The following is a 14,183-nucleotide window of genomic DNA, read 5'->3' as shown; positions in this document are numbered from 1 at the left end:
TCCATCAGGACACTCGTGGCGGCGGCCCCCGCTCGCCAGGCTGCCCGTATGGCCTCTTCGACATCCGTCCGGCCCGCCCGTGCCCACCGCGCCTGGCTGATGGCCGCCGTCGCCGGCGCCGCCATCGTCACGGCCGGGGCGTTCACCACCGTGCCGGGCCTGCTGGTGACACCCCTGCACGAGGAGTACGCCTGGGAGCGCGGGCAGATCGCGCTCGCCGCCTCGGTGAACATGGTGCTCTTCGGCCTCACCGCCCCGTTCGCGGCGGCGCTGATGGACCGGATCGGGGCCCGCCGGGTCGTCGTGGGCGCGCTGCTGCTGGTCGCGGCGGGGGCGCTGCTCACCGGGGCGATGACGCGGCCGTGGCAGCTGGTCGCGTACTGGGGCGTGCTGATCGGCCTCGGCAGCGGCTGTCTGACCATGACCTTCGCCGCCGGGGTCACCGCCCGCTGGTTCGACCGGAGGCGCGGTCTGGTGACCGGTGCGCTCGGCTCCGCCAGCCATCTGGGCCAGTTGCTCTTCCTGCCGCTGCTGGCCTGGTCCGTCGACCGCTTCGGCTGGCGGCCGCCGGTGGTGACGCTGGCGCTGGTGGCCCTGGCGGTCGCCGCCGCGGTGTTCCTGCTGCTGCGCGACCACCCGGCCGATGCGGGCGTAAAGCCGTACGGGGCACCGGAGTTCGTGCCCCGTACGGCTCCGGCGCCCGGAGCGGCGATGCGCACCGTGAAGGTTCTCGCGCGGGCCGCCCGCACCGGCCCGTTCTGGCTGCTGGCCGGGATGTTCGCGCTCTGCGGGGCGTCCACCAACGGCATCATGTGGTCCAACTGGGCGCCCGCCGCGCACGATCACGGCATGCGGGCCACGGCGGCGGCCTCGCTGCTGTCGCTCGTCGGGGTCTTCTCCGCCCTCGGCGCGCTCCTGGCCGGCTGGCTGACCGATCGCTGCGACCCGCGCCGCCTGCTGACCGTCTGCTTCGCCGTCCGCGCGCTCACGCTCCTCGCGCTGCCGCTGGTGTTCACCTCCTCGGTCACGGCCCCGATGCTCCTGTTCGTGGCGGTCTACGGCCTCGTCGACGTCGCGACCGTGCCGCCCGTCATCGAGCTGGCCCGCCGGGTGTACGGGGCGGACGGCCCGGTCGTCTTCGGCTGGACCAACGCGGCCCACCAACTGGGCGCGGGCGCCTCGGCCTTCCTCGGCGCCACCGCACGGGACGCGTTCGGCGGTTACGACGTGGTGTGGGCGGCGCTGGCGGCCGGCTGCCTCGTCGCGGCGCTGCTGGCCCAGGCGCTGCGTGCCGGGGCACACCGGCCCGCCGTGCGCAAGTCCGGCGGGCTACCCTAGTCAAAGTTGAATAGGAAAGATGGGTGTCATGTCCGCGATCCGGCTGCTGGTCCTCGGCGCCGTGCGTATGCACGGCCGCGCACACGGCTATCAGGTCCGCAACGACCTGGAGTACTGGGGCGCGCACGAGTGGTCCAACGCCAAGCCCGGGTCGATCTACCACGCCCTGAAGCAGATGGCGAAGCAGGGGCTGCTCCTCGCGCACGAGACGGCGCCCTCCACGGCCGGCGGCCCGCCGCGCACGGAGTACGAGGTCACGGAGGCGGGGCTGGCGGAGTACCGCACCCTGCTGCGTGACGCCATCCGCTCCTACGACCAGGACATGGACGTCCTCTCGGCGGCGATCGGGTTCATCGTGGACCTGCCCCGCGCGGAGGCGGTCGCGCTGCTCGAGGAGCGGATCGAGGCCATGAAGGGCTGGCGGGACTCGGTCACCGAGTACTACACGCCCGAGGAGGGCCTCGAATCCCTCGGCCACATCGGCGAGATCATGAATCTGTGGGTGCACTCGGCCGACACCGGCGCGGAGTGGACCCGGGGCCTGATCGCCCGTATCGAGGGCGGCGCGTACACCTTCGCGGGCGAGGGCGACCCGTTCGTCGGCGTGCTCGCCGAGGGCGAGGAGAACCCGTACGCCACCGGTGTTCCCGATCCCGGGGACCACGACTGATCAAGTTTGACTAATGTGGGACCGGGGTTTACCTTCGAGCCACTAGTCAAGTTTGACTACGAGCGGGGCGAAGGCCCGGAAGGGTGGCGGGGAACGTGACCGACGCGATCGTCATGGACGGTGTGCACAAGCGGTACGGGGAGAAGCGCGCTCTGGACGGACTGGACCTGGCCGTCGGCAGCGGCACCGTGCACGGAGTGCTCGGCCCCAACGGCGCGGGCAAGACCACCGCCGTACGGATCATGTCGACGCTGCTGCGTCACGACGCGGGCCGGGTGACCGTGGCCGGCCTCGACGTCCGCGAGCGGGCGGGCGAGGTGCGGCGCAGGATCGGGCTGCTCGGGCAGCACGCGGCGGTGGACGAACAGCTCGGCGGGCGGCAGAACCTGGAGATGTTCGGGCGGCTGTACCACCTGGGCGCACGCCGGGCGGGCAGCCGGGCGGACGAACTGCTGGAGCGGTTCGGCCTCGCGGACACCGGGCGCAAGGCCGTGAAGCAGTACAGCGGCGGCATGCGCAGACGGCTGGACCTGGCCGCGTCGCTGATCACCGATCCGGACGTGCTGTTCCTGGACGAGCCGACGACCGGCCTCGACCCGCGCGGCCGGACCGAGGTGTGGGACGCGGTGCGGTCCCTGGTCGGCGGCGGCACCACGGTGCTGCTGACCACGCAATATCTGGACGAGGCGGACCAGTTGGCCGACCGGATCTCGCTGATCGACGACGGCCGGGCGGTCGCCGAGGGCACCCCCGACGAGCTGAAGGCCCTCGTCGGCGGCGACCGGATCGACATCGTGCTGCGCGACGCCTCCCGGCTGGTGGAGGCGGCCGCGCTGCTCGGCGGCACGGACCTGGCGGTCGACGCCGACCGGCGGCGGATCGGCGCGCCCGCCCCGGACCGGATGGCGGCCCTGACCCGGACGGTGCGGGTACTGGAGGAGGCGGGTATCGAGGCGGAGGACATCGCGGTGCGCCGCCCGACCCTGGACGAGGTGTTCCTGTCGCTGACCGGGCGGCCCGCCGAGGAGCGGCGTACGGAGAAGGCCGGGGTGGCGGCATGAGCGCGGCGACGACGACGGCGGTTCCCGGACCGGACGGCGGCGGGGCGTCCTCCCGGCTCGGCTGGGCGCTGACCGACTCCTGGACGATGACCCGCCGCGAACTGGCGCACTGGGCCCGGCAGCCCGTCGAGGTGCTCGTGGGCCTGGTCTTCCCGGTGATGCTGCTCCTGATGTTCACGTATCTGGTCGGCGGCGGCCGGGGCGTGGCGGGCGACCCCACCGAGTACCTGGTCCCCGGGATGCTCGCGCTGACCATGGCCTTCGGCCTGGAGGGCACGATGCTCGCGGTCACCCAGGACCTCGGCAAGGGCGTCATCGACCGCTTCCGCTCGATGCCGATGGTCCCGGGGGCCGTTCTGGTCGGCCGCAGCGCCGCGGACATGCTCCAGTCGGCGGTCGCGCTCGCGGTGATGACCGGGACCGGGTACGCGGTCGGCTGGCGCTGGCACAACGGGGCGGCCGCCGCGCTGGGCGCGGTGGGGCTGCTGCTCCTGCTGCGGTTCGCGATGCTCTGGGTCGGCATCCAGCTGGCCATGGTGGCCGGGCGGCCGGAGATGGTCACGGCGGTCCAGATCCTGGTCTGGCCGGTCGGCTTCCTCTCCAACGTGTTCGCCACCCCGGAGTCGATGCCGGGGTGGCTGGGCGCGGTGGTCGAGTGGAACCCGATGTCGGCGACGGCCACCGCCGTACGGGAGCTGTTCGGCAACCCGGGCGGCGCCACCGGATCCTGGGCCGCCGAACACGCCCAACTGCTCGCGGTCCTCTGGCCGGTGGCCATCATCGCGGTGTTCTTCCCGCTGGCGGTACGGAAGTTCGCGCGGCTGAGCCGTTAGCGGACCCTTCCCCTAGTGGTGGAAGGCCGTAGCGGCCTTCCGGTCATGGCTCAACGGATGCTTCTGCGCCCGCAGTTCGGGCAGCAGCAGCTTCAGGTCCTCGATCAGCAGCTCGGCCAGGTCGGAGGAGAACCCGTTGCGGCACACCACCCGCAGCACCGACAGATCCTGCCGGTTGGCGGGGAAGGTGTACGCGGGCACCAGCCAGCCGTGCTCGCGCAGCCGGCGCGACACGTCGAACACGTCGTACGCGTGCACGTCGGCGGTGGTCGTGAAGGCGAACACCGGCAGCTCGTCGCCCCGGGTGAGCAGCCGGAAGTCGCCCAACTCCTCGATCGAGCGGGCCAGTCCGCGGGCCACGTCCCGGGAGGCCTGCTGGACCGCCCGGTAGCCGTCGTGCCCGAGGCGCAGGAACGTGTAGTACTGCGCGACCACCTGCGCCCCGGGCCGGGAGAAGTTCAGCGCGAACGTCGGCATGTCGCCGCCCAGGTAGTTCACCCGGAAGACCAGCTCCTCCGGCAGCTCGTCCGCCGTACGCCACAGCGCCCAGCCGACGCCCGGGTAGACCAGGCCGTACTTGTGGCCCGAGGTGTTGATCGACGACACCCTCGGCAGCCGGAAGTCCCACACCAGGTCCGGGTCGAGGAAGGGCGCCACCATCGCGCCGGACGCCCCGTCCACATGGACCGGGATGTCGAGTCCGGTGCGCTCCTGGAGGGCGTCCAGGGCCGCGCACAGATCGGCGATCGGTTCGTAGGACCCGTCGAAGGTGGAGCCGAGGATGCCGACGACCCCGATGGTGTTCTCGTCGCAGAGTTCGGCGGCGGCCTGCGGGTCGAGATGGAAGCGGCCGCCCTCCATCGGGACCTGCCGGGCCTCCACCTCCCAGAAGGTGCAGAACTTCTCCCAGCAGACCTGCACATTGACGCCCATCACCAGATTGGGCCGTGCCGTCGCCGGATAGCGGTCCGCGTTCCGCTTCGCCCACCGCCGCTTCAGGGCGAGCCCCGCCAGCATGCACGCCTCGCTCGACCCGGTGGTCGAACACCCCACGGTGGACACCGGATCGGGCGCGTTCCACAGGTCGGCGAGCATCGCCACACAGCGCCGCTCCAGCTCGGCGGTGCGCGGGTACTCGTCCTTGTCGATCATGTTCTTGTCCCGGCACTCGCCCATCAGGACGCCGGCCTGCGGCTCCATCCAGGTGGTGACGAACGTGGCCAGGTTGAGCCGGGAGTTGCCGTCGAGCATCAGCTCGTCGTGGACCAGCCGGTACGCCGTCAGCGGCGGCAACGGCCCGTCCGGCAGCCGGTGCCGGGGCGGCGCGGTGTTCATCGCGGCCGTCGGGTCGGCCTCGCCGAAGAACGGGTTCAGGGCGAGCCTGCGCCGCTCCTCGGAGGGTTCGTCCTGTTCCGGGTGGGCACCGCGGTGGAGCGGCATGGGGGAAGCCCTTCTCTCGGCCGGAGCGATCCGGGTACGGGGTCAGCTCTCCGCCGCCAGGCCCGCCTTGATCGCCCGGGTGAACTTCACGACCCGCTCGGCCTGCACGCGGACGGCGGTGAGCGTCTGCTCGCCGACCGGGAGGTCGCCCTGCCCGGCGATGTGCGAGGTGCCGTACGGGTTGCCGTCGACGAACTTCGTGGGGTCGGTGTACCCGGGGGTGACGAGGATGCCGCCGAAGTGGTGGATCGTGTTGTACAGCGCGAGCAGCGTGGACTCCTGGCCGCCGTGGGCGGTGGCCGTGGAGGTGAAGCCGCTGTAGACCTTGTCGGAGAGCTGCCCCGACTGCCACAGCCCGCCGAGCGTGTCGATGAACTGCTTCAGCTGGGCGGTGATGTTCCCGAACCGGGTCGGCGTACCGAAGATCACCGCGTCCGCCCAGACCATGTCGTCCGGCGTGACCTCGGGGATGTCGGCGGTCTTCGTCACGTTCTCGGCCCACGCGGGGTTGGAGTCGATGGCCGCCTGCGGGGCGAGCTCCGCGGCCCGGCGCAGCCGCACCTGAGCCCCGGCCCGCTCCGCGTCCTCGGCCATCGCCTTCGCGATCGTGGCGATGGTGCCGGTGGAGGAGTAGTAGACGACGGCGACGTTGACGGGCGTGGGCATGCGGGGGACCTCCGTCGGAGCAGCGGATACGGAACCGTATCGAGGCATCAGCGAGCAAAGCTCGCACAGCGCACGAACCAGACGATACGGAGGTTCGCCGCTTCCGGCGCGTCGGACGGGTCCTTCTCCGTGACCGCCCCCGTGACCGGGTACGCCGCTCGCCTAGCGCAGCGACTTCCCGTCGCCGTCCAGCTGCATCTGGGCCCGCCCGGTGACCAGCAGCCAGGCGGGCAGGGTGGCCGCGCACAGCAGCGGCAGCACGGACGCGTCGCTGACCAGCACCGCCGCGGTGAACAGGCTCACCCAGCCCTGCCGGGTGACGGCGAGCAGGACGCCCAGCACCGCGCAGGACACCGCGAGCGACGCCGGGACCGCGTCGACGAGCGCGTGGGCGCAGAGCCCGAGCGACACCCCGACGAAGACCGCCGGGAAGATCCGGCCGCCCCGGAAGCCGCAGGTGGCCGCGATCACGAGCGCGGCCGTCTTCACCACCGCCATCCCCGCGAACTCCGCGGCCGACCAGCCGTCCGGGTCCCCGGCGATCTCCTTCACCTCGTCGAGCCCCTTGAAGAGGGTGAGATGGCCGCCCAGCGCGCCGAGCAGCCCCAGCACCAGACCGCCCGCGGTCAGGGCGAGCACCGGATGCCGCAGCGCCGTGAAGACCCGGTGCGCCACCGGGAACGCGTACACCGCGAGCAGCCCGAGGAGCGCGCCCGCCGAGGCGATCAGCAGGGCGGAGAGCAGATCGCCCCAGTGCGGTCCGTCGTACGCCGGGAGCGACAGGTCGAAGCTGGGGTGGGCGATCAGCGACATGGTCAGCGCCCCCGCCGTGCCCGCCGCGAGCGGGGCGAACAGCCGGTCCCAGAACGCCCCGGGGCCCGGCTGCGAGGCCAGCGCCTCGGAGAGGATCAGCGCGGCGGCGATCGGCGTGCCGAAGAGCGCCCCGATCGTCCCGGCCGCCGCCAGCGCCACCCACAGCTCGCCCGGAGCGCCGGGCGCGAACCGCCGGCCGAGCCAGAAGGCCAGCGCGATGTTGGCCGCGGTGATCGGGTTCTCCGGCCCGAGGCTCACCCCGCCCGCCAGCGCCAGGACCGTCACCAGGAGCAGCCCGGGCACGATGCCGGGCCGCATCGGGGCGTCGACCAGCCCGGTGGTGGCCGGGTCCGGGCCGCCGTGACCGGGCACGGACCGCAGGACGAGCCCCACCGCGAGGCCGGTCGCGGTGAGCATCACGACCATCCACAGCGAGGAGAACCGCCCCACCCCGAGCGTGTCGGGCAGGGTCTCCCAGAGCACGTCCTGGAGCTGTTCCGCCAGCAGGCTCACGCCGAGCAGGATCAGCGCGCAGACGACGCCGACGACGATCGCGGGCAGCACGAGCGGCAGCAGCCGCCGGGCCGGGGCGGCCGGAGGGTGCGGGGGAGCCGGCGGGGGAGCGGGGGATTCGGGGGCCACCGGCCCACCCTAGGGCGATGAAACGGGCAAAACCCTTCAATGGCGGCCCGGTGGCCCCGCGTCACACGCACGCGGCAGCCGCACCCGCCCGGGCCCGTGCCCGCCTCACACCTTGCTGATCACCGCCGCCGTCCCGTACGCACAGACCTCCGTGCCGACGTCCGCCGCCTCGGTGACGTCGAAGCGCATCATCAGGACCGCGTTCGCGCCCCGCGCCCGCGCCTGCTCCACCAGCCGCTCCATCGCCTGGTTGCGGGTCTCGACCAGGGTCTTCGTCAGCCCCTTCAGCTCGCCGCCGATCATCGACTTCAGCCCGGCGCCGATCTGGCTGCCGAGATGGCGCGACCGTACGGTCAGCCCGAAGACCTCGCCGATGACCTGGGTCACCTGGTAGCCGGGTACGTCGTTCGTGGTGACGACCAGCACGTCCGCCTGGGCCGCCTGGCCGCCACCGAATTCCTCAATGCCCATGTTTGTGGCACCTCCTGTGATCAGCTTCGGGCCGCTTCCCGGGATGCGCATTCCCGCTGTGCGCCACTGGAACCACGGACGTCCATCGGGCGTTGATAGCTTGGGGCAGCCACAGAGCCGCCATCGCACACATCATCCTGGAGCCCGGACCCTTGAATACGCTTGCGCTCGGACCGAGCTGGCTGGACCCGGACTATCTGCTCAACACGTTCGGGCTCCCCGGCCTCCTTCTCATCGTCTTCGCCGAGTCCGGCCTCCTGATCGGGTTCTTCCTGCCCGGCGACTCGCTGCTGTTCACCACGGGTCTGCTGGTGACCACGGGGCAGCTGAAGTACCCGCTGTGGCTGGTCTGCACGCTGATCGCCGTCGCCGCGATCGTCGGTGACCAGGTGGGCTACCTCTTCGGCCGCAAGGTCGGCCCCGCCCTCTTCAGACGCCCCGACTCCCGCCTCTTCAAGCAGGAGAACGTCGAGAAGGCCCACGAGTTCTTCGAGAAGCACGGCCCGAAGTCCCTGGTCCTGGCGCGCTTCGTGCCCATCGTGCGCACCTTCACGCCGATCATCGCGGGCGTCAGCCGGATGAACTACCGCTCCTTCATCACGTACAACGTCGTCGGCGCGATCCTCTGGGGCGTCGGCGTCACCGTGCTCGGAGCGCTGCTCGGCAAGATCGACTTCGTGCACGAGCACATCGAGATGATCCTCATCCTGATCGTGCTCATCTCCGTGGTGCCGATCGTGATCGAGGTGCTGCGGGCCCGCAGCCAGAACAAGAAGGCGGCCGCCGCCGAGGCGCCGGACGGCGACGGCTCCGGCCGCCCCCCGGCGGGCGGCAACGGCCCCTCCTCCGGCCAGCGCGGCCGTCACGCCAAGCGCTGACCCCGCGTACCGGCGTGCGTACGGCGCTCGTACTGCGTACCGGCGTACGCACGGCATACGTACGGCCACGAAACCCGCGGGCTCAGAACCCCCGGGTCCGCTTCGCCGCCCGCCGGCTCGCCCCGCCGACCGCGCCCGGCACCCCCATGAACAGCCGGGAGATCTCGCTCCCCAGGTTCACCCCGATCGCGATGGCCAGCGCCGTCGCGACCGCCGTCGACAGCGAGGCCAGCCCGGTGTCCAGCTCGTTCTGCGCCACGCCCAGCAGACCGAAGTACGTCGCCGAACCGGGCAGCAGCGGCCCGATCGCCGCCGTGATGTACGGCAGCGAGGAGTGGAACCGGTAGCGCGAGAACAGCTGGCCGAACAGGCCGACCAGCCCGGCCGCCACCGCCGTCGCCGCGACCGGCGAGATGTTCCCGGTCCGGGCCATCGCCCCGAAGATGATCCAGGCCACGCCGCCGTTCAGGGTGACCGCCAGCACGGTCGACCGCTCCTGCTGGAGCAGCACGGCGAAGGCCAGGCTCAGCGCCATCGACGCCAGGATCTGGACCACCGGCTCGTTGTACGGCGTGAACCGGGCCTCGGGGTTGAGCTGCGCCCCCAGCTGGAGCCCCAGGTACAGGACGATCAGCACGCCCGCGACGATCCCGATGAAGAAATACATGACCTCCAGCAGCCGGGCGGAGGCGGTGATGTAGTAGCCGGTCAGCCCGTCCTGCACCCCCGCCACCAGCGCCCGCCCCGGCAGCAGCGCGAACAGCCCACCGGTGATCACCGCGGACGGGCGGATGTCCGTCGAATGCGTCAGCGTCAGCGCCACCCCCATCGCGGCGGGCGGCATCGCGGCCACCGTGAACTGGTAGAACTCCGGCAGCCCGCGCCCGGCGCACAGCCACGCGAGCCGGTCGCCGAGCATCGCACCCGCCGCCGCCACGACGAACACCAGGAACCCGCCGCCCACCAGCACCGAAGCCGAACCGGCCAGCAGCCCGGCGGCCGCCGTCAGCACCCAGCCCGGGTAGGGGTGGCGGTTACGGCGGATCTCCGCGAGCCGCCGGTAGGCCTCCTCCAGCGACACCTCGGCGTCCGTGTTCGTGATGTCGTCGACCAGCCGGAACACGGCCGCCAGCCGGGTGTAGTCGGTGCCCCGGCGGCGTACCGTACGGCTCGCCGTCACCGGGTCGTCGACCAGCGACGGCTGGTGCGAGATGGACAGCAGCGTGAACGTGACGGTCGGCTCGCTGCGGTCGAGACCGTAGGACCGGGTCACCGCGAACATCGCCGCCTCGACGTCCTCGGCGCCCTCGCCGCCCGCCAGCAGCAGCTCCCCGATACGCAGCGTCAGGTCGAGCACGCGCGGCACCGCGGGGCCCGTCTCGTCGTCGGTGCGCTGGATCGCCTCCGTGGCCGGACGCTCGGTCACCGGCATCCGCAGCATCGTGCGCATCCGGTCCTGCCAGGGCGCCTCCTTGGTCAGCTTGACCATCGGAATGCCCTGCGCCGGGGTGAACGCGGGCGGCGCCTGCTGGGCGTTGTACGTGCTCGGCGGCGTGAAAGCGGAACTCAGCGTGTCGGAGTTCGAACCGCCCCCGGAACCGCCGCCCGACGCGGCCGGACCGCCCGGCTCCTGCTGCACCCCGGTCGGGATGGCGAACTCCGACGTCGGATGGTCCTCCTCGGGCGGCGGCACCGGATGCATCGTCCCCGCGGGCGGAGCGAAAGCGCTCCGCGCCTCGTCGGACTGGGGCTTCTGGTCCTCAGGACCGCCCGATTCCGCCACCACTCGACCTCGTTCCTGCTCGACTGCACGTCACTGGGGGTCGCCCCGCCGCACGTGTGCCCAGTATGGCCACCGGCATGGGCCCCGCACGCGCGGAAGCGCGGACAGCGAAACGGGCGGCACACCCGCGAAGGTGTACCGCCCGTTCGAAGACGGCCGTCCGGCTCACAAACGGAACCGGAAGGGGGACGTCAGTGCTTGCCGCCCTGGGCCTCAAGACGCTTGTACGAGGCCTCGATCTCGGCCTCCGCCTCGGTACGGCCGACCCAGTCGGCGCCCTCGACGGACTTGCCCGGCTCCAGGTCCTTGTAGACCTCGAAGAAGTGCTGGATCTCCAGGCGGTCGAACTCCGACACGTGGTGGATGTCGCGCAGGTGCTCCACCCGCGGGTCGGACGCCGGGACGCAGAGCAGCTTGTCGTCGCCGCCCGCCTCGTCGGTCATCCGGAACATACCGATGGCGCGGCACTTGATGAGGCAACCCGGGAAGGTCGGCTCGTCCAGAATGACCAGCGCGTCCAGCGGGTCGCCGTCCTCGCCGAGGGTGTTCTCGACGAAGCCGTAGTCGGCCGGGTAGCTGGTCGAGGTGAAGAGTCGACGGTCCAGGCGGATCCGACCGGTCTCGTGGTCCACCTCGTACTTGTTCCGCGAACCCTTCGGGATCTCGATGGTGACGTCGAACTCCACGGGTGGCTCCTCCATGATCAACACATACGACTGGTGATTAAGTGTCCCCCACGCAGAAGAGTGCTCGCGAAAGGGGCTGGTCAACGGTGGCCGAGCCGGTGGAAAGACCGTCGATGCGCCCGTCGGACCCGTGGGGCAGGCTGAAGGTCCTGAAGAACAGACGCAACGGGTCGTACACCTGGCAGGTCATCGCAGGCTCCGCCACGCTCGGCCTGGTCGTCGCCACCGGCGCCGTCCTCGCCGCCGGCCCCTGGGACAACGGTCAGCGTAAGGCCGAGCGGGCACTGGCCGTCACCGCGGACCGAACAGGTGGCGCACATCACGGCCGCCCGACGCCCGACGGCCCCCGCCCGGCCCCCAGCGCCCCGGCCGTCCTCCCGGCCCTCGGCACCACCACCCACGACGCCCCCCAGGACCCCGCCGGGCTCCGCGACGCCCTCGCCCCGCTCATCGGCGCGCCCGAACTGGGCACCGAGGTCGCCGCGTCCGTCATCGACACCGCCACCGGCAAGGAGCTGTACGGACGCGGCGCCACCACGCCGATGACACCGGCCTCCACCATCAAGATCGCCACCGCCACCGCAGCGCTCTCCGTCCTGGGCCCCGACCACCGCATCGCCACCACCGCCGCGCTCTCCCCCGACGCCCGCACCCTCACCCTCGTCGGCGGCGGCGACCCCACGCTCAGCGGGACGGCCCTGCGCACGATGGCAGGGAAGGCCGCCGAGGCGCTCCGCGAGGACGGCAAGGACTCCGTACGGCTCGCGTACGACACCTCCCGCTACACCGGCCCCGTGCTCCACCCGATCAGCCCCAACGAGAACATCGCGCCCGTCACCGCGCTGATGGTCAACGAGGGCCGCCTCGACGACACCGACCGCGGCATCGCCGACCGCAGCGATGACCCCGCCGGCGACGCCGCCCGCGCCTTCGCCGCACAGCTGGAGAAGGCCGGCGTGAAGGTCACCGGCGAGCCCCGCGAGGCCCGCGCCGGCGACAAGGCCCGCACCGTCGCCACCCACCGCTCCGCCCCGCTCTCCGCCCTCGTCGAGCGCACCCTCACCAACAGCGACAACGACATCGCCGAGGCCCTCGCCCGGCAGACCGCCATCGCCAAGGGCGAGAGCGCCTCGTTCGCCGGGGCCCGCCGCGCCGTCACCAACGAACTCAAGAAGCTCAAGATCCCGGTGGCCGGCGCCCACTTCGCCGACGGCAGCGGCCTGGACCGCAAGGACCGGGCCACCCCCGCCCTCCTCACCGCCCTCCTCACCCGCGCCGCCGACCCCGACCGCCCCGGACTGCGCCCCGTCCTCACCGGCCTCCCGATCGCCGGCTTCAGCGGCACCCTCGACGGCCGCTACGAGAAGGACGCCGGAGGCACCGGCCTGATCCGCGCCAAGACCGGCACCCTCAACCGCGTCAACGCCCTCGCCGGAACCGTCGTCGACCGACAGGGCCGGCTGCTCGCCTTCGCCTTCCTCGCCTCCGGCAGCCTCCACGCGACCGAGGCCGAACCCGCCCTCGACGCCCTGGCCACCGCCCTCGCCGGAATGGGCGGCTAGGGGGCAGCCGTACCCGAAGAGCCCTGCAAGACCCCACCAAGGGGCGACAGGCTCACGTACGGTTGACGCATGACGAGCATCGGTGGTGCCGAGATGGTCGACTGGAATCTCGCGGTGGCGACCGCGACCCGGCTCGTGCGGCCCGGGCCCGACATCAGCCGCGAGGAGGCCCGCGCCGTCGTCGCGGAGCTCCGGCGGCACGCCAAGGCCTCGGAGGAACACGTCCGGCTCTTCACCCGGATGATCCCCGAGGGCACCGAACCCGAGGACACCCCCGTCCTCGTCGTCGACCGCCCCGGCTGGATCAGGGCCAACGTCGCCGGCTTCCGCGAACTGCTGCGCCCCCTGCTCACCAAGATGGAGAGCCGCCGCTCCGGCGGACCCGGCGGCGCCGTCCTCGGCGCGGTCGGCGGCAAGGTCACCGGCGTCGAGCTGGGCATGCTGCTCTCGTTCCTCGCCTCCCGGGTGCTCGGCCAGTACGAGACCTTCGCCCCCGCCACCAGAGACCTGCCCGCCTCCGCGAACGGCGGCGGCCGACTGCTCCTCGTCGCCCCGAACATCGTCCACGTCGAACGCGAGCTGGACGTCGACCCGCACGACTTCCGGCTCTGGGTCGCCCTCCACGAGGAGACCCACCGCACCCAGTTCACCGGCGTGCCCTGGCTCCGCGACCACCTCCAGGGCGAGATCCAGACGTTCCTCGACGAGACCGACGTCGACCCGATGACCTTCGTGGAACGCCTCCGCGAAGCCGCCCAGTCGCTCTCCGGCGGCCGCCCCGAGGGCGAACAGGGCGAGAGCGACAGCCGCAGCCTCGTCGACATCGTCCAGACCCCCGCCCAGCGCGAGGTGCTCGGCCGCCTCACCGCCGTCATGTCCCTCCTGGAGGGCCACGCGGACTACGTGATGGACGGCGTGGGCCCCGACGTCGTCGGCTCCGTCTCCGAGATCCGCGAGAAGTTTCAGCAGCGCCGCGCCCAGGGCGCCGGCCGCCTCGACCAGGCCCTGCGCAAACTCCTCGGCCTGGACGCCAAGCTCCGGCAGTACAAGGACGGCGAGAAGTTCGTACGATCGGTCGTCGAAGAGGTCGGCATGGACGGCTTCAACCGCGTCTGGACCTCACCGAACACCCTGCCGACCAAGGCCGAGATCGCCAAGCCCGCCGACTGGGTCGCGCGGGTGCACCGTAAGGCCGAATCCTGACCATCAGGCGGTCCGCGGACCCAAATTGGCCCTCCAATCACCCATCCGAGGGACCATAGGGGCATGGGAAGGCGTGCAATGCTCGATGAACAGCTTGCCTCTGTCACCATCGACGCACTCTGAGTGACGGGACTCAC

Annotated in this window: 13 protein-coding genes; 7 read left to right on the top strand and 6 right to left on the bottom strand. The window is 72.0% G+C overall.

Annotated elements, in window-relative coordinates; translation table 11 throughout:
- The first annotated feature begins 48 nt into the window (after positions 1–48).
- The 4 genes from ACSMXR_RS15995 (at position 49) to ACSMXR_RS15980 (ending at position 3,902) form a co-directional block, all read left to right on the top strand.
- Positions 49–1,338, top strand: a complete 1,290-nt coding sequence (locus ACSMXR_RS15995; RefSeq protein ID WP_473172165.1) for an MFS transporter — start codon at positions 49–51, stop codon at positions 1,336–1,338.
- Between the two features lie 28 nt (positions 1,339–1,366).
- Entirely contained in the window at positions 1,367–2,008 is a 642-nt protein-coding gene (locus tag ACSMXR_RS15990; RefSeq protein WP_473172164.1) for a PadR family transcriptional regulator, read from the top strand.
- Positions 2,009–2,103: 95 nt separating this feature from the next.
- A complete protein-coding gene (locus tag ACSMXR_RS15985; protein WP_137234984.1) occupies positions 2,104–3,069 on the top strand; it encodes an ATP-binding cassette domain-containing protein in 966 nt (321 codons plus the stop codon).
- Entirely contained in the window at positions 3,066–3,902 is an 837-nt protein-coding gene (locus ACSMXR_RS15980; RefSeq protein ID WP_473172163.1) for an ABC transporter permease, read from the top strand. The genes ACSMXR_RS15985 and ACSMXR_RS15980 overlap by 4 nt, the downstream gene beginning before the upstream one ends.
- Positions 3,903–3,914: 12 nt before the next feature.
- Here ACSMXR_RS15980 and gad read toward each other — a convergent pair whose 3' ends face one another.
- The 4 genes from gad to ACSMXR_RS15960 form a co-directional block, all read right to left on the bottom strand.
- A complete protein-coding gene (gad, locus tag ACSMXR_RS15975) occupies positions 3,915–5,342 on the bottom strand; it encodes a glutamate decarboxylase (RefSeq protein WP_137234982.1) in 1,428 nt (475 codons plus the stop codon).
- Positions 5,343–5,384: 42 nt separating this feature from the next.
- On the bottom strand, positions 5,385–6,008 hold the full coding sequence (gene wrbA / locus ACSMXR_RS15970) for an NAD(P)H:quinone oxidoreductase (protein WP_137234981.1): 624 nt from the start codon (positions 6,006–6,008) through the stop codon (positions 5,385–5,387).
- Positions 6,009–6,170: 162 nt separating this feature from the next.
- Positions 6,171–7,463, bottom strand: coding sequence for an ion channel protein (locus ACSMXR_RS15965; RefSeq protein ID WP_473172162.1), 1,293 nt, complete (start codon positions 7,461–7,463; stop codon positions 6,171–6,173).
- 105 nt (positions 7,464–7,568) lie between these two features.
- Positions 7,569–7,934, bottom strand: a complete 366-nt coding sequence (locus tag ACSMXR_RS15960; protein WP_012380348.1) for a YbjQ family protein — start codon at positions 7,932–7,934, stop codon at positions 7,569–7,571.
- Positions 7,935–8,086: 152 nt separating this feature from the next.
- Between ACSMXR_RS15960 and ACSMXR_RS15955 the strand changes: the two genes are divergently transcribed.
- Positions 8,087–8,812, top strand: coding sequence for a DedA family protein (locus tag ACSMXR_RS15955; protein ID WP_137234979.1), 726 nt, complete (start codon positions 8,087–8,089; stop codon positions 8,810–8,812).
- Positions 8,813–8,894: 82 nt separating this feature from the next.
- Here ACSMXR_RS15955 and ACSMXR_RS15950 read toward each other — a convergent pair whose 3' ends face one another.
- Positions 8,895–10,598 carry a threonine/serine exporter family protein gene (locus tag ACSMXR_RS15950; RefSeq protein WP_473172161.1) on the bottom strand — a complete coding sequence of 568 codons (1,704 nt, stop codon included), beginning with the start codon at positions 10,596–10,598 and terminating at the stop codon, positions 8,895–8,897.
- A gap of 188 nt (positions 10,599–10,786) precedes the next feature.
- Entirely contained in the window at positions 10,787–11,281 is a 495-nt protein-coding gene (locus ACSMXR_RS15945; RefSeq protein ID WP_018514302.1) for an inorganic diphosphatase, read from the bottom strand.
- Positions 11,282–11,394: 113 nt separating this feature from the next.
- Here ACSMXR_RS15945 and dacB point away from each other — a divergent pair, with 113 nt between their 5' ends.
- Complete coding sequence (gene dacB, locus ACSMXR_RS15940) at positions 11,395–12,843, top strand: D-alanyl-D-alanine carboxypeptidase/D-alanyl-D-alanine endopeptidase (RefSeq protein ID WP_473172160.1); 1,449 nt, start codon at positions 11,395–11,397, stop codon at positions 12,841–12,843.
- Positions 12,844–12,912: 69 nt separating this feature from the next.
- Positions 12,913–14,046 (top strand): zinc-dependent metalloprotease, encoded by a 1,134-nt coding sequence (locus tag ACSMXR_RS15935; protein WP_103508308.1) that lies wholly within the window; start codon positions 12,913–12,915, stop codon positions 14,044–14,046.
- Positions 14,047–14,183: the final 137 nt, after the last annotated feature.

This window comes from Streptomyces sp. DSM 106670 (assembly GCF_055792845.1).
Note: the sequence above shows the minus strand (reverse complement) of the source record. Positions and strands in the feature narration are given on the sequence as shown.

Excerpts from the sequence above, each read along its gene's own strand:
- ACSMXR_RS15995 (WP_473172165.1), top strand. The coding sequence starts at position 49 with ATGGCCTCTTCGACATCCGTCCGGCCCGCCCGTGCCCACCGCGCCTGG.
- gad (WP_137234982.1), bottom strand. The coding sequence starts at position 5,342 with ATGCCGCTCCACCGCGGTGCCCACCCGGAACAGGACGAACCCTCCGAG.
- ACSMXR_RS15960 (WP_012380348.1), bottom strand. The coding sequence starts at position 7,934 with ATGGGCATTGAGGAATTCGGTGGCGGCCAGGCGGCCCAGGCGGACGTG.
- ACSMXR_RS15990 (WP_473172164.1), top strand. The coding sequence starts at position 1,367 with ATGTCCGCGATCCGGCTGCTGGTCCTCGGCGCCGTGCGTATGCACGGC.
- wrbA (WP_137234981.1), bottom strand. The coding sequence starts at position 6,008 with ATGCCCACGCCCGTCAACGTCGCCGTCGTCTACTACTCCTCCACCGGC.
- ACSMXR_RS15980 (WP_473172163.1), top strand. The coding sequence starts at position 3,066 with ATGAGCGCGGCGACGACGACGGCGGTTCCCGGACCGGACGGCGGCGGG.
- ACSMXR_RS15935 (WP_103508308.1), top strand. The coding sequence starts at position 12,913 with ATGACGAGCATCGGTGGTGCCGAGATGGTCGACTGGAATCTCGCGGTG.
- dacB (WP_473172160.1), top strand. The coding sequence starts at position 11,395 with ATGCGCCCGTCGGACCCGTGGGGCAGGCTGAAGGTCCTGAAGAACAGA.